At 68.5% G+C, this 14961-nt stretch carries 11 protein-coding genes and 4 pseudogenes; 6 read left to right on the top strand and 9 right to left on the bottom strand.

Features of this window, described 5'->3' with window-relative positions:
* Positions 1 to 63: 63 nt before the first annotated feature.
* Both pfkB and OG609_RS01260 read right to left on the bottom strand, forming a co-directional pair.
* Complete coding sequence (gene pfkB, locus OG609_RS01265) at positions 64 to 1011, bottom strand: 1-phosphofructokinase (RefSeq protein ID WP_327271021.1); 948 nt, start codon at positions 1009 to 1011, stop codon at positions 64 to 66.
* Positions 1008 to 1769: a DeoR/GlpR family DNA-binding transcription regulator gene (locus OG609_RS01260; protein WP_327271020.1), complete on the bottom strand. Its 762-nt coding sequence runs from the start codon at positions 1767 to 1769 to the stop codon at positions 1008 to 1010. Before OG609_RS01260 ends, pfkB begins: the two co-directional genes overlap by 4 nt.
* A 581-nt stretch (positions 1770 to 2350) precedes the next feature.
* On the opposite strand from OG609_RS01260, the gene OG609_RS01255 reads away from it, so the two are divergent.
* The gene (locus OG609_RS01255) at positions 2351 to 3397 is read left to right on the top strand and encodes an FUSC family protein (RefSeq protein WP_327271019.1); all 1047 of its coding nucleotides are present in this window, start codon (positions 2351 to 2353) and stop codon (positions 3395 to 3397) included.
* 1115 nt (positions 3398 to 4512) lie between these two features.
* Positions 4513 to 4798: pseudogene (locus OG609_RS01250) on the top strand (Tn3 family transposase); the annotation flags it as partial.
* A gap of 93 nt (positions 4799 to 4891) precedes the next feature.
* Here the strand turns inward: OG609_RS01250 and OG609_RS01245 are convergent.
* The gene (locus tag OG609_RS01245; RefSeq protein ID WP_327271018.1) at positions 4892 to 5626 is read right to left on the bottom strand and encodes a TioE family transcriptional regulator; all 735 of its coding nucleotides are present in this window, start codon (positions 5624 to 5626) and stop codon (positions 4892 to 4894) included.
* Between the two features lie 58 nt (positions 5627 to 5684).
* Here OG609_RS01245 and OG609_RS01240 point away from each other — a divergent pair.
* Positions 5685 to 6400: pseudogene (locus OG609_RS01240) on the top strand (erythromycin esterase family protein); the annotation flags it as partial.
* Here OG609_RS01240 and OG609_RS01235 read toward each other — a convergent pair.
* Positions 6399 to 7391, bottom strand: a pseudogene (locus OG609_RS01235) (transposase); the annotation flags it as partial. The pseudogenes OG609_RS01240 and OG609_RS01235 sit on opposite strands and share 2 nt — an antisense overlap.
* A 217-nt stretch (positions 7392 to 7608) precedes the next feature.
* Between OG609_RS01235 and OG609_RS01230 the strand changes: the two are divergent.
* Complete coding sequence (locus OG609_RS01230) at positions 7609 to 7812, top strand: hypothetical protein (RefSeq protein ID WP_327271017.1); 204 nt, start codon at positions 7609 to 7611, stop codon at positions 7810 to 7812.
* A gap of 314 nt (positions 7813 to 8126) precedes the next feature.
* On the opposite strand, the gene OG609_RS01225 is transcribed toward OG609_RS01230, so the two are convergent.
* Together OG609_RS01225 and OG609_RS45950 are read right to left on the bottom strand one after the other, a co-directional pair.
* Positions 8127 to 8525, bottom strand: coding sequence for a MarR family winged helix-turn-helix transcriptional regulator (locus tag OG609_RS01225; RefSeq protein ID WP_327271016.1), 399 nt, complete (start codon positions 8523 to 8525; stop codon positions 8127 to 8129).
* Between the two features lie 486 nt (positions 8526 to 9011).
* Positions 9012 to 9176, bottom strand: coding sequence for an HNH endonuclease (locus tag OG609_RS45950; RefSeq protein WP_385656627.1), 165 nt, complete (start codon positions 9174 to 9176; stop codon positions 9012 to 9014).
* A gap of 19 nt (positions 9177 to 9195) precedes the next feature.
* Here OG609_RS45950 and OG609_RS01220 point away from each other — a divergent pair, with 19 nt between their 5' ends.
* On the top strand, positions 9196 to 9339 hold the full coding sequence (locus OG609_RS01220; RefSeq protein ID WP_327271015.1) for a hypothetical protein: 144 nt from the start codon (positions 9196 to 9198) through the stop codon (positions 9337 to 9339).
* Positions 9340 to 11248: 1909 nt separating this feature from the next.
* Here the strand turns inward: OG609_RS01220 and OG609_RS01215 are convergent.
* The 3 genes and pseudogenes from OG609_RS01215 to OG609_RS01205 all read right to left on the bottom strand — a co-directional run.
* Entirely contained in the window at positions 11249 to 12625 is a 1377-nt protein-coding gene (locus OG609_RS01215) for an IS1380 family transposase (RefSeq protein WP_327271014.1), read from the bottom strand.
* 121 nt (positions 12626 to 12746) lie between these two features.
* Positions 12747 to 13118: a hypothetical protein gene (locus tag OG609_RS01210; RefSeq protein ID WP_327271013.1), complete on the bottom strand. Its 372-nt coding sequence runs from the start codon at positions 13116 to 13118 to the stop codon at positions 12747 to 12749.
* Positions 13119 to 13450: 332 nt separating this feature from the next.
* Positions 13451 to 13706: pseudogene (locus OG609_RS01205) on the bottom strand (IS5 family transposase); the annotation flags it as partial.
* 249 nt (positions 13707 to 13955) lie between these two features.
* Between OG609_RS01205 and OG609_RS01200 the strand changes: the two are divergent.
* On the top strand, positions 13956 to 14909 hold the full coding sequence (locus OG609_RS01200) for an IS481 family transposase (protein ID WP_327271012.1): 954 nt from the start codon (positions 13956 to 13958) through the stop codon (positions 14907 to 14909).
* The last annotated feature ends 52 nt before the right edge of the window (positions 14910 to 14961 follow it).

Raw genomic sequence — 14961 nt, 5'->3', positions numbered from 1 at the left:
CCGTCCTGCGGGCGGCTCGGGGGGACTCGGGGCGGTGCGGGCTGGGCCGCGGATGCACGGCAGTCATGAAGTCGGCTCCGTCAGGGGCCGGTCCAGGGGGATGTCGGTGGTCGTGGTGACCGCCGACAGGTCGAGTTCCGCGGGGGTCGGCATGACGCTGCCGGGCAGCTGCACTGCCGCCGCGCCGTGGGCGACAGCCGCGGCGAGCGCGGCCGGGCCCTTTCCATTCGCGGCGAGGAAGCCCGCGAGGGAGGCGTCGCCCGCTCCGACGTTGCTGCGGACCGCGTCCACCCGGGCGCTGCCGAAGTATGTACCCGCATCGTCGACCAGCAGCTGCCCGTCGGCCCCGAGGCTGGCCAGAACGGATCGGGCACCGCGCTCGCGCAGCTCCTGGGCCGCCTTCACGGCGTCGCCCACCGTCGCCAACGGGCGACCGACGGCCTCGGCGAGCTCCTCCGCGTTCGGCTTGACCACATCGGGGCGCTCCCGCAGCGCCGCGGTCAGCGCCGCGCCGGAGGTGTCGAGGGCGATCCGGGCCCCGGCGCGGTGGCTCCGGGCCACCAGCTCGGCGTACCACTGCGGGGGCAGCCCACGGGGCAGACTGCCGCAGCAGGCGATCCAGTCCGTGGTGGCCGACCGGGTCTGTACCGCATCCAGCAGGGCCTCCGCCTCGGCCATGGTGATCTCCGGGCCTACCGCGTTGACCTTGGTGAGCGTTCCGTCGGGTTCGACGAGCGTGACGTTGATACGGGTGCTGCCGGCGATCGGTACTCCGGCCGCCTCGATGCCGTGTTCGCCGAGCAGCCGGGCGAGCAGTGCGCCCTCAGGCCCGCCGAGCGGTGCGACAGCGATCGTGCGGTGGCCGGCTGCCGCGACAGCGCGCGAGACGTTGATGCCTTTGCCGCCGGGGTCGACTCGGTCGTCCGTGGCCCTCAGCACGGCACCGCGGGTCAGCCCGGGCAGCTCGTACGTACGGTCCAGGCTTGGATTGGGGGTGACGGTGAGGATCATGCGCGTACTACTTCCGGGCCCTGGCCTTCGATGACAAGGGCATCGTCGGAGCCGAGTCCGGTGTCGGTGATGAGCAGATCGATCTGCGCGAGGTCGCCGAAGCGGGCGAAGTGTTCCTGGCCGAACTTGGCGGAGTCGGCCAGGAGTACGACCCGCCGGGCGGCAGAGATCATTGCGCGCTTGACGGCGGCCTCGGCCAGGTCCGGCGTGGTCAGACCGCCCTTCGGCGAGAAGCCGTTGGTGGCGAGGAAGACGACGTCGGCGTTGATCTCGCTGTAGGCGTTCAACGCCCAGGCATCGACAGCGGCACGGGTACGATGCCGGACCCGGCCGCCGACGAGATGCAGCGCGATGCCGGGGTGGTCGGCGAGCCGGGCGGCGACCGGCAGTGCATGGGTGACCACGGTGAGGTGGGCGTCGAGCGGGATGGCCGCGGCCAGTCGGGCGGCCGTGCTGCCCGCGTCGATGATCACACTGCCGTCGGTGGGGAGTTCGCCGAGCGCGGCGGCCGCGATGCGTTCCTTCTCATCGATGGCCACCGCATCGCGCTCGGCGAGCTCAGGCTCGAAGTCGAGCCGCCCGGCCGGGATCGCACCGCCATGGACGCGCCGCAGCAGCCCGGCCCGGTCGAGGGCCTTCAGGTCACGCCGCACGGTCTCGGCGGTGACCTGGAACTCCTCGGCCAGGGACAGCACGTCGACGCGGCCGCTCTCGCGGGCGAGGCGGAGGATCACTTGCTGCCGCTCCGGTGCATACATGTTGTTTTGAATCCGTTCTATGCCCGACTGTGTGGTTTCGCGGTTAGATTACGCGCCTGGTTCGGCAATGTAAACAGACTCGGGCATGCGTGGGCCTGAACGGACACGTGGTGTGCCGGGGCTGGTGCCGTTAGGTTCACCGTGCGCGCCCCACGGCCGGCCGCGCTCTTCGCTGCTTGCTCCGACGCGGAGCTTCCGGACGGGTCGTTGTTGGCGCGGGCCGAGCCCTCGCCCCCCGGCACTCGGGGGCTCTCCGGACCTGCTCACCTTGGTTCCCGGCCCACGGCGCGCTGACCTGTGGTGGAACACCCCGTGACTAGCCCGACAGTTGGCCCTTGCTCGGGTCGGGATGAGTGGTCCAGGGGGGGGCAAGGTCGGCTTGTCGGTTGATTGGTTGACCGGATCGAGTCGCTGTGGGGGATGCCACTCAGTCAAGTCGGGCAAAGTGTGCCACTCTGTGAATTGTGCAATTTTCAACTATTGATCGGCGGCAAGGCCGGGCACCGTCGTCATTGGGTCTGCGGCCGCCGCTGACGCGACTCGTCGAAGCGACCCGCCGCGGTTGGGGATGGCATGCCCTGGTGCACGGCGCCAAGAACCTGATCGCGGCGCTGCTCGCCTGGGAGTTCGCCACTCTCTGGATCCAGGGGGAGCGGCCGTATGTGGCTGTGGCCACCGCATTGCTCATGGTCAATGCCGCGACGGTGTATCGCTCCGTGACGCAGGCCGCGCGGAGCATGGCTACCCGGGCGGCGGGAGTGCTGTTGGCTCTCGGCACCGTGTGGCTGCTGGGATCCACCGCCGGGAGTATCGCGGGCATCGTGGGGATCGCCCTGGTGGCGGCCGGAAGCCGGGCTTCCGACGACCGGCTCCAGGTCGCATCGACGGCGGTTCTCACGCTCACCGCCGCAGCCGCGGCTCCGGTCGGGCACGTCGTCCTGACGGCGATCGCGGCGCTGAGCGGGGCGGTGGTGGGCGTTGCGGTGAACGCGCTGATCATGCCGCCGATACATCTGGACGAATCCGATGACGCGGTTCGAGACCTCGCCCGAGTCATGGGGGCATTGCTGCGAGACATGGGCCACGGGCTGCGGGAGCGGCAGCATGTCGCCCGCGCGCACGGCTGGGTGGAGGACGGGAGGGGGCTGGGGCGGCGGGTCGCGCACGCGCGCGAGAGCGTGCAGCAGGGACAGGAGAGTCTGCGCTGGAACACCTGCTGGGCGGTGCATCCACAGCACCGGCCTGTGACCTACGGTGACATGCTCAATACATTGCATGGCGTATCACTCCAGGTGCGCGGCATTGCTCGAACGCTGGCCGACAACGTGGACGACACCCACACCGACCACCACCTGGGACAGCAGTTCCTCGATCGGTACGCCGAGATGCTCAAGTTGGCAGGGCAGGCCGTCGAGGCGTTCGTCGAGGTCGACAGCGCAGCCCGCCCGGCGGAAGCCCATGAGGGACTGCGTGCAGCGATCGACCGTGCCCGGGGGTGGCACGACACCATGACCGACCTCATCGGCCGGGGCGCATTGGTCAAGCCGGGTGCCTGGCATGTCTACGGATCCCTTATGACCGACGTGGAGCGTCTCCTGGTCGATCTGGACCATGCCGGCAGGCTCTGACCCCCGGGCACAGTCCGAGGACGTGTCCCTGCGCGGCACGGTGTCTGGAGGCTTGTGGAAGCAGCGGCGGCACCCAGATCGGTGACCTGCTGATCCCCGAGCCGCGTAAAGTCAACCGCCCTGGTCAGGAGGAGGCCGGTCGAGTCGCGGTCGGCTCCGGCGCTGCTGCCCAAGCGCCGCGACGGCCGGTCACTCCCTCCGGCATGAGTCGATATCCGAATGGTTACCGTAAGCCCACGGACTCCTGCGACAACTGCCGGGCCTGGGGCGACTTCACCGGAAGCTTCTGCCCCACCTGCTACATGTTCGGCCGCAGCCACGAGAGGGCCACCTGCACCGGCTGCCGCCGCGTCCAGCCGCTGAAGTGCGATTACTGCTGTCTGTGTTGATGCCAGGTTCGGCCTCGACGCCCAGGCCGCTGTCGGTCCCTTGACTGTCGAAGCCGACGTGGGAGCTCGGCTCCAAGCCGTCCGGTACCACCAGCTGTTCTTCGTGGGCCTGCACCATCGCAACGGATCGGCGCCCGCCCCTCGGCGGCGCGGAGGAAGGCGGGGACCGCCTCGCAAGCCGCCGCCCGCGCCGGCCTGGCGGCCGAGTGCCGACTGGAGGCAACTTCCGCTGTTCGAGCAGATCCCCCGTGACTACAGCCGCCTCGGCCGCCCCGCAGCCGTCGACCTGGCCAGCCCATGGCCGGCCTGGGCGAAATACCTCGCCCACCGGATCGCCGAAGCGCGGGGCCGGGGCGCGACATCCACTTCGCCGTCAACCGCGGCCTGGCCCTGGTCCTCACCGAGTACGTCGAGGGCGACATCATCCGCTACAGCGAGATCTTCACCCCTTCGGGCTCGCGATCTGCCGGTCGGACATACCGTCACGGTCCTGAAGGAGATGGCGATCTTCCTCGACGACAGTAAGCCCTCCTACGAGCGCCGGCTCGCCGAGCGCCTGGCGGGATCGCGCCGGGCATCGGCTCGGAGACCGAGGGCCGGACCCGGGCCCTGCGCGGTAGTGGGCCCCGCAGCCTGCCCCGGCGGCAAGGCACGGTCTGGCTCCACCTCAATCATGTCCGACCGGCACCGCTGGAGTGGTCGAACCGATTGGAAGATCTTCCGTGCGAGCGCGGGACGACCTTTCAGCGCTACCAGGACGGCACGCGGGACCAGATCGGCGCCCTCGGCTTGGTCCTCAACGCCCCCTTGTCCTGTTCAACACCCGGTACATTGACGCCGCCGTCACCCAGCTACGCGCCGACGGTTTCGAGGTGTGCGACGAGGACGTGTCCCGCCTCTCGCCGTTCGTGCGGCGTCACATCGACATGCTGGGCCGGTACTCCTTCCACCTCCTCGATCTGCCCCGTACCTGCGGCCCCTGGGTGATCCGGCTGCGGTCGATGAGGAGTAGGGCTCAGCCCGGGACCAGGCCGACATCGGCGGACGGGTCAGCCGAGATGGAACCGTTGGTGACCCTTGTTCTCTTCGGCCGACGACCGAAGTCTCATCCGCGCTCGCGGAGGTACGCCTCCAACTCGGCGGCCCCGGTCAGCATCGCCCGCCCGCGGGCGGACAGCCGACCGCGCCAGTCGCACAGTGCGGCCTCCAACGGCTCCAGCCCGCCGGCCGCCCGCACCTGGGCGATCAGCGGGGCGATCTGCTCCAGCAGATAGCCGCCCCGCCTGAGCTGGTGGGCCAGCCGAGCGTCCCGTACGTCGGCCTCGTCGTAGATGCGGTACCCGGTCAGCGGGTCGCGGCGCGGGCGCACCAGCCCGGCGCGCTCCCATTTGCGCAGCGTCGCGGGCCGGATTCCGAGCTCCCGTGCCAGCGGCCCGATGAACGTGCCGCCAGCCCCGGACACCGCCGCGTCGGGTCCGGGCGCCGTGGTGGGCGTCAGGTCGCGGAGGGCGCTCTCCACGGCCTGGAGTGTCCGCCGGTCGTCGAGTAGCTGGGCGTGGCTCTCGTCGATGAGGCGGAAGGCGTCATCGACCGCGCCCTGGTTCACGGCCCGCATGATCGACGTCGCCGTCTGGTGGCTGTGGCCGGGCACCAGGGCAAGGAACGCGCCCAGGGCCCGCGCGTGAAGCGGGGTATAGGTGCGGTAACCGTGGGGTGTGCGACCGGCGGCCTGAAGGATGCCGGCCTCTTCGTAGTTCCTGATGGCCTGCGTGGACAGACCGTGCCTGCGCGCCAGGTCAATCGGCCTGAGCTGCCCACCGTTTTGAAGGTTTCGTCCCACGGGCCTGATGATACCGCGGGAAAGTTTCAACTGAAGGTTCAACGATACCGTTGAAGTCGTGGCTACTGACATCAAGGACGCTGCCCGTACCGTCGAGGCCGCCGCTGTCATGAAGCTGTTTCCGGCCCGGCCGCGGCTGCTCGCGCTGGGCGAGCCCACCCACGGCGAGGACACTCTGCTCGACCTGCGCAACGAGCTCTTCCGGCAGCTCGTCGAGCAGGAGGGCTACCGGACGATCGCGATCGAGAGCGACTGCATGATGGGCCTGGTCGTGTCCGCGAGCTCGTGCGCTGGATGCGCGCCTACTACGACGGCCGGCCCGCGTCCGAGCGGCTCCGCTTCGCCGGTTTCGACGGCCCGTTGGAGATCACTGGCGCCGCGAGCCCCCGGCAGGCCCTCACCGCACTCCACGGCTACCTCTCGACCCGGGTGGACGCGGACCTGCTCCCCTGCACCGGGGAAACGGTCGACCGCCTGCTCGGCGCCGACGACCGGTGGACCAATCCCGCCGCGATGATGGACCCCGCCCGGTCCGTGGGGCAGTCGGCCGAGGCCAGGGAGCTGCGGCTGCTCGCCGACGATCTGGTGGCGCTGCTCGACGCGCAGACGCCGCACCTGATCACGGCGAGCTCGCGGGACGACTGGGACCCGGCGCGCCTGTACGGGCGCACCGCCACCGGCCTGCTGCGTTACCACTTCTGGATGGCCGACACCTCACCGGGCCGCATGACGCGGCTGGTGGGCCTGCGGGACCAGATGATGGCCGACAACCTCCCGACCACCACAGCCACACCGGCTTCGGTGTCGCGCCGCTGGGCAGGTGCTCGACCTGCAGGCGGATCACGGTGCCTTCGATCACCGGCAGGGAGCCCAGCTGGGCAGTCCAGGCGGAGCGGTGGGTCAGTCTCGGGTGGAGCCGGTCCCAGGCCCGTGCGGTGGCGGTGCCGTAGAGGCGGGTCTCGGTCACCGTCTGCGCGTCGGGTGTGTTCCAGGTGGTGGGGTCGCCGAAGACGAACTCGCCGCCGTGGCGGGGTGGGCGGCCCCGGGTGCCGGGCGCGCGGGGCGGGACCGTGCGGCGCAGGACGCGGTCCGAGCGCATCCGGCCCAGCACCTGCACCGGCAGATCCTTCAGCAGGAAGGCGAGGCGGGGCACGTCGTATCCGGCGTCCACCACGATCAGAACGTCCGGATCGCCGTCTTTCCACTGTCCGGCCGCCATCAGCCGCTCGACGAGTTCACGCATCTGCCCGGCCGTGACGGTGGCGGCATCATCTCCCGGGGCCAGACGCAGCGCGTCCAGCGGGGCGGTCCATGAACTGCGGCCCGTCTCCAGCGCGCAGATCACCGAGTACGGCCAGCCGGGAACAGGAATGTGCTGGTCCTTGCCCCGGCCGCAGGTGTGACACAGGATCCGCTGCGGTGAGGTGTGCGCGCTGGGCCGCAGCCAGCAGGTGATGTCGGCGGCCAGCACCAGCCGGCCGTCCGCCGCCCGCGGTAAAGACACCGCGGCCAGGGCCCGCCGCAGCCTGCCGACATCGACCTGGCCCGCGGCCAGGGCGTCGTAGAGCCCACCGTGCCCGCGACGATGCTCGCCCACCAGCGACAGCTCCACCAGCGACCGGACCGGACCATCCGCACACAACACGGCGTCCGCAAGCTCGAGCAACGCATCCGCACGCCGGGTCAGACAGGAGTAGAACTCACCCCGGAAGCATGACAGTTCCGCAAACGGATCCTGCCCGACAGCATGATGCAACAGACTCATTCCCACGGCCTTCGCGCTGAGCTTGTGTGTTTCTTGGTCGGAGCACATGCTCAGCCGAAGGCCGCCTGCACGCACGGCAGTTACCAGTCCGAGTGATCAAGTACGACGAGTCGTTCGACCTCCGAGGTTAAAGATCAAGCTAGGAGGCGCGGGAGGCGTCCCGGCCGTCAACGGCGAATACGACCGCTCGGCGCCGGGCGCCCCCGGGTGCCTGCTGGTGACCTCCGTGATGGCCTCCGGCGACGGCTTGAAGTACCGCTTTCACGTCTTCCGGCTTGAGATGCCTCGATTTGGCCATGAGTATCAGCAGGCTCGCTCCGGTCTCCCCGAGGCGGGCCGGCCCGGTGTCCGGGCACGCACGTACTCGGTACGGGCCGGCACGGTCGTCAGCAGCGCCCAGACGTCGAGAGACATCGCCTGATACGGGTGGTCTTGAATGCCGGTGAGCTCCAGCTCCCTGAATCGACCATCTTAGCGATCTTCGATCATCGGAATCCCGGAGGCGCCGGGCGTGGGGAGACTCCGCATTGCGAAGGAGGCAGCCACAGCTCGCAAGCGTGGAGAGCAGACAGGCCGCCGGAAGTTGTCGACACGCTTGTCTTGCGCGCCGTGCCACTGTCGAGGCAGTTGCTGCAGTTCCGCGAGCAGTCCGGAACGGGCCGGCTTCAGGCGGCCGCACCCGGATGAGTACGGGGGAGAGAGACCGGGAGCACAGGTTTGCTTCCCGCCGCAACGTCACCCGGTGATGTCGCAACCTTTCGGCCGGCCCTGCTCCGTGCTCAGCTGGTCGAGGATTTCACGCAGTGAGTCCAGTTGGGTCTGTGTCAGCCGGTCGGCGAACGTCCTTTCCACCACCTCGGCATTGGTGCGAGCAGCGTTGCGGAGCAGTTTCCGCCCTGCTTCGGTGAGATGGATCATTGCACCACGCATGTCCTCTTCCAGCGGTGAGCGTGTGACAAGGCTGCGGTCGGCCAGCCTGTCGCACAGGCGACTGACCGCGCTCTGCGTCAGGACCACCCGGTCTTTGAGTTCGCGCAGGCGCGTGCCCTTGAGCGGGATGTTCACCAGGGTGTCGAACTCGCTGATCGAGAGGCGATGGCGCTCCGCGAGCTCATGCTCGATCTCGCGGAGCACGGAGTTATGAACCTCCATCAGTGACCGCCACACCCCGACTTTGAACGCCCGGGAGCTGGTCGCAGATCCGGTCCGCGGCATCGTCCGCCTCCTCCTTGCATGCGTATGCATCATTCTGTCACGTCCGCCGACAGCACCGCGACGTCCGCGATCGACGGGAACAACAGCTCTTTCAGCCGGAGCACGGTTTCTTCCACGGCCCCGAACTGTCAGCCCAACCACCCTGCCAACGGCTTGTTTTCGGGCAACTTCCCGTGCCGCCCAGAAGGCTCCAGCCATCATTCACCGTGTCGGCATCGCCGAGTAGGCCCGGAGCGCGTTGCCGGGATTGCTCCCGGTCCGTTTCTCCGGACCTCTCGCCGAACCCGGCGTGCGGTTGGGTAGGCCGCCAGCGAGGTACCTGTGACCAGGCCCTTTTCCAACGGCCCCCCACCGAACCGGACGCGCGATGTAAATCGCATCCGGCTCTCCAGTGCCTTTTCTCTCTCATGAGTTCTGCCGCGAGGGACGTCCGCTGTAGTGGATTCCTTCGTGGCAGGCACGGCAGACGACCAGGGTTTTCCGACGACGCGCGGCCATCATCTGAGCCCAGGCAGGCTTGGCAGCCCGCCCCCGGACGTTCAGGTCCTTGAGGTGTCGAATGTGATGCACTTCGATACCGTCATGCTCCTTGAGCCGGGCTCGGCGGTTGACCCGGTGCCTGCTGAACCCCTGGGGCCTGAGCTGGGACTATGGCGCCCGGCTGGAGGTGGTCGTCTCCGAACTGGTGACCAATGCGGTCCGCTACGCCCTACCCGACCTCGGTATCACCTGACAGATGTTTTCCCGTGACGGACGGTCGATAGTGCGCGTGGAGGTCGCCGACGGCGGCATGGCCGGCCCGGCGGCGGTCTGCCCCGAACGCCCTGCGCTGGAGCGCGGTCGCGGCACCCAGGTGATGGACGCGCTCGCCTGCGCGCGTGGTGCGGGACAGCGTGGTGAGGGCCGTTTCGTGCGGTGGGTAGAGGTCGCCCCGCCACGAGCTACGCGCATGAGGACCCCAATCGGTGGCGGAATCCGCGGTGAGTCGCATTCGGCTGCATCGGCGCATGGCGATTCTCAGATAGGGATGACGGGCGGATCGGAACCGGTTGCGCAGCACGATCTCCACGGAGATGAGGGAGCGCAGTGCTCCCACGGTGAACAAATCGTGTTGGAGGCAGGAGTGGGGGAGGCAGATCCCGGGCGGTGCCCAGCACCGCCGCCCCGGCGGCGGTTGGCTCATGTCTCGACCTCGACCAAAACAGAGATCCGTATCGGGGTGGTGCGGCAGCGTTTTGCCAACGGCATGCCCTTGCACCCATCTGAAACCTCGCAGTTCCTGTGAAACCTCGCAGTTCCTGCACATCCAGTGACGGCAGTCTTGAGGGGCCGCGTTCCTTGCCACCCCGTTAGCGGTCGTAGGGGTCTTCCGGGATACTCCGTGCGTGGGGCGCGGCGCCACCGTGGCGTGGCCGTGGCGTCAACAGGGGCGCACACCGAGTTCTCCGGTGGCGCTGTCCAGAAGGGCGGCGAATTCTTGCATCGTGATGTGGATGACGTCCCCCGAGGCCGGCAGGTCACCGCGCCTGTCACCGTGGGCCGGGCGAGTTCGGCCACACCGCGTGCCAGGACTCGGGTCTGCAACACTGACGGCGGGCGCCGGGGTGGGGAGTGGCTCGCAGCCGGGCACGTCGTCCTCGGGGGCCGGGCCCGGCCGGCCGTTGCCGAAAGGCCCGGGGATCGGGCCATGGAGGCCGGAGCCCGCTCGGATCCACCTCCACGGGTCGAGCATCTACTCACCGCGCGGACGCGATGGGGACAGGGCGCCTGACCGGCGCCTCGATGTCACGGAACGCGCCCGCGCTCACGCGCAGAGATTGACGGGACATCAAACCGGCTCGCGGGGACGGTGACCGTCGAGTCCGCGTATTACCGGGGGGCAGGAACTCGTCAATGGAATATGTTGGGTGACCAGTGGCCAGGGCAAAAAGGAGCACTCGGCTCATTCCCTCCGCCCCACGCTCAGTGCCGCGAGGCGGAATTCGGTGTACCAGTCGCCGCTGTCCCTTGAAGCGACTGCGAATTCCGCCCCGCGGCTGAGTGCGGCTTCCCCAGCCGTACTCTGATTATCCACCGGTGGCCATCCAGGACCGGTGGATCCTGTATCGGATTGCTGGTCCGATGCAGGGGATAATGCCCTCAAGGGGGTTGGTTCAGGGCTGGCCCGGAACCCTTTGACGGTGCCTTTGGTAGATGACCTGTACTTGCTGACGGCGCGTTCTCGAGGCGAGTTTCTCCTGTGGACGGGCCTCGCCCTTCCATAGAAGCCCGCGCGCATCACGCATCCGCCACAGGCGTCAAGAGCCTCGTTGGCTGGGAACCGGTGCCAGTGCCCATCGGGTTGCCACTCCTGTTGGAGGGAGCGGTAGTTGTCGTTGTGATGCATCGCTGTGACCGAAGCAGCCGCCCGTGGTGTTCCACGAAAATCAACGGCTGCGTCGCAGCGGCATGAACGATGTTTGTGTTCCCGGATCCACTAGCCTCGATCTTTCGTGATTGGTCGTCAGCTTCGGCTGGCGGCCAATGCGTCGTTGTGGAGCGTGTGCGGGCATACGGGTGGCCCGATCGTCGCATCGGGTGGGCGCCGGATTCCACGGTTCCGGTCGGTGGCTCTTCTGCTCGTCGGGACGGGTTGTTGCTGGTCAGCGTGGGTTCGGGAGGGTGTCGAGCCGTCTGATCGCGTCTGTGATCACGTCGGTCCATGGCCAGTGGTGGGCGAATCGCAGGTGCCGTTGGCGGGCGGTGGTGATGAGTTGGGCAGCGGCGGAGAACAGCCGCAACCGCAGGCGGCGGGGCTCCCAGAGGCGGGGTTTGCCGGTCAGAGCGAGCATCGGCATCCAGGCGAGCAGGTCGAGGGCGAGCTGGACGATCTCCAGCCAGATCCGGTTCTGTGCGGTCTCGTGCAGGGGCAGGTTCCGCAGGCCGGTGGCCCGTGCGTTCCGAATGCGGTCCTCTGCCCTCGCCCGTCGGCGGTGCCTCAGTTCCAGGTCCGTGATCTTCCCGCCCGTCGTGTTGGTGGCGAAGCAGGTGAGCCGCAGGCCGTCGGCGTCGGTGAAGCGCAACTGGGCGCCGGGGTGGGGCCGTTCCTTGCGGACGATCAGCCGCATTCCCTTCGGCCAGCCCTTGAGTGTGTCGCCGTCGAGTTCGGCGGTCCAGGCGCCGTCGCGGATCTCGCCGCCCGGCTCGACCGCTGGGGTCCAGGCGGAGGCCGGGACCTTCAACACGGCCTGATGAATCTGCTCAGTGATGGTCATCCCGACCGAGTACGACAGCCACCGGCCCCGTTTCGTGAGCCAGGCGAGGAACTCATGGGTGCCGCCCGCGGAGTCGGTACGGATCAGTGTGGACCGGCCGCGCCGGTGACGCTTGGGGAGCTGGGCCAAAGCGAGTTGAGTGGCGGTGATGTGGTCGGCGGCGGTGTTGGATCCCGCGTTCCCCGGCCGCAACAGTGCTGCCACCGGCTCCCCGGTGCCACCGCTTCCGTGGTCGACGAAGCCCATCAGGGGGTGATGTCCAAACGACTTCTTCCAGGTCGCGGCCGCGTCCTGCTTGTCGGAGTGGGCCAGGACCAGCACTCCGTCCAGGTTCACAATCACCTGGCCGCCCCTATCCGGCGCCGCATCTTTGGCCAACGTCCAGACGTACTCGCGCACTTCGGCGCGCGCCGAGCGGATCGCGGTCAGGGCCTTGTCCCCGGCCGCGGCGAGGGTGTCGATCAGCCGGGAGACCGTTGGGTCGGAGGCCACCGGCCCGAACACGGCCGGCTCGGCCCGCAGCAGTCCCGCATCGGCCAGGCAGTCCCCGCCCAGCGCGACCGCGAGAGCCACATCCAGCAGGATCTTGCCCGGATCGTGCACCGCCCGAGGCCGCCGCCACGGCCTCAGCGCCGCCGATATCTCGGTATCCAGGCCGGTCTTACGGGCAGTCTCGACCAGCAGTACTCCGCCAGCCTGCGAGACCACCCCGCTCCCGCCGCCCTCGATGCGGACACGCGGATAGGACCCGATACGCTTCTTCACCTGAGGAGTGCTTCTTTCATGCGCCGACCTGGACCCTAGACAAGTCCCATCGTTGCAGGTCAGGAGCACTCTTCGCGTTTCCGATCACGCATCGGACACCCAGCCACGTGAAAGCCCGAGGCTAGCGACGTGTGTCGTGGTCCTGGAGCCAGTAGATCTGGTCGAGGACCCACTGGCGACGAATGTCGTCTTCGCTTACCCGGTAGCGGCCGCGGTCATTATGGTCTCGGCTCCAGTAGCGATGTCCATCATGGTGGTGGCCCTGGTAACCACGATCACCGTCGTCGTGCCTGCCCCAACCCTCGTCCCAGCGACCGGGCCGGCCCTCGTGGTGGGCGTCAGCGGACCGCGTGGTGTGAGAAACGACGGCAGGCCGGTCGCCGGTCGTGAGGGTCGCGGCCGAGGCGGAACCGCCAGTGGCGAGGAGTCCGGCCGCTGCGACTGCCACAGAGGCCACCGCGACGGCAGCCCGACGCGCAAATGTGTATGCCATGATCTTTCCTCCTTGCTTGCCCCGTGACCTGCACGAACAGAATCACGGGCTGCCTTTCGTCAGGCACTTGCGACAGTACTCCGATGTAGTTGAACGAAAAACTATATTTGGTGTGAGGAGGGCCATGACCCGGAAAGTTGTTGCGTCGGAATATTTCAACAGCTCGCATGCTTCGGTTGGCCCACCTCGCCTGTCCGGGAGGCGGGAGCGCTTGAGTGAGAGTGAGTTCCGAGGGACGCGAGCCCCGTGGTCGTTCCTGCGGACGTCGCCGTCGAGCAGTACACCGTGGCCGGAGCCGGCTCGCCGTGGGAGGTTCGAGCTCCTGCCGGGTGGATGCCGCCGGTGTTGTCGCGGTAGCTGGCGAGGGTGACCCGGGCAGCCAGTAGAAGGCCGAGGGTGTCGATGCCCTACGGTTTCCTTGCCCGCATCGATGCACTGGCCGGCCGTCGGCACCACGTTGGCTGAGGTTTTGACGCTCTGGGCGTCCAGCCCGCATGTGCTTGGCCCCGGGTCCCGGCCTTCGCTCTCCTGTACCAACCGCCGGAGCGTGCCGTTGAGGTGCATGAACACGCTGCCGTTCTGCCAGGCCGTGTCTGGGCGGTCCGCGATGGCGTTGGGCGAACATGTCCGAGTCCCTCGCCAGGAGGTCGCGCGGGCCGGTGGGCGGGTCCGGATGCGTGGCAAGGGTCTCGCATACGCCGGAATCCGGGTCGGCGGCTAGGTGTTCTGTCCATGGAGGTTGGTGACAGCGATCACGGTCGGGTGATCTTCAACGAGTGAGGGCCTTCCGGGTTCGGTGTGGATTGCGACATCTCCACCGACCAGCAGAAGGCCCTCATGCCTCACCGTAATGCACCCCTGACCGAGACCGGCCGCCTGCGTCTGGCCCGCTGCGTCGTGGAAGACGGCTGGCCGCTGCGCCGTGCTGCCGAACGCTTCCAGGTCTCGCCCACGACGGCCCAGCGGTGGGCCGGCCGCTACCGCGAGCTGGGCGAGGCAGGCATGACCGACCGGTCCTCGCGCCCGCATCACAGCCCGCGACGGACCCCGACCCGTACCGAGCGGCGGATCATCAAGGTCCGCGTCCTGCGCCGGTGGGGGCCGGCCCGTATCGCCTACCTCCTGGGGCTGAGCCCCGCGACCGTCCACCGGGCCCTGACCCGCTACGGCCTGGCCCGCCTGACCCATCTGGACCGTGCCACCGGCCGCGTCATACGCCGCTACGAACGTGAGCGCCCCGGCGAGCTGGTGCACGTCGACATCAAGAAGCTCGGCATCATCCCCGACGGCGGAGGCCACAAGACCCTCGGGCGTCAGGCTGGCCGCAAGACCCGCTCCGGCGTCGGCTACAGCTACCTGCACAACGCCGTCGATGACCACTCCCGCCTCGCCTACAGCGAGATCCTCTCTGACGAGAAGAAGGAGACCGCCGTCGGATTCTGGCAGCGCGCCCACGCGTTCTTCGCGCAGGCCGGAATCACCGTCGAACGAGTCCTGACCGACAACGGCGCCTGCCACAAATCCCATCTCTGGCGCAACTCCCTTGCCGGACAGGGGATTTCGCACAAGCGGACCCGCCCCTACCGGCCCCAGACCAATGGGAAGGTGGAGAGGTTCAACCGCACCCTCCTCGACGAATGGGCCTACGCCAAGGCCTACCGGAGCGAGGCCGAGCGACGCGACGCCTATCCCGCATGGCTGCACACCTACAATCACCACCGCGGACACACCGCGCTCAAGGGCCGACCACCCGCCAGCCGCGTCCCCAACCTCACGGGTCAGTACACCTAGGCCACCAGGCAGCCACCTGGCTCATCGAGCCGCCTGCCAACCAGGTCCAGCC

The organism is Streptomyces sp. NBC_01224 (assembly GCF_036002945.1).
Classification (GTDB): Bacteria; Actinomycetota; Actinomycetes; order Streptomycetales; family Streptomycetaceae; genus Streptomyces.
This window is presented reverse-complemented; position numbering and strand designations above follow the sequence as displayed.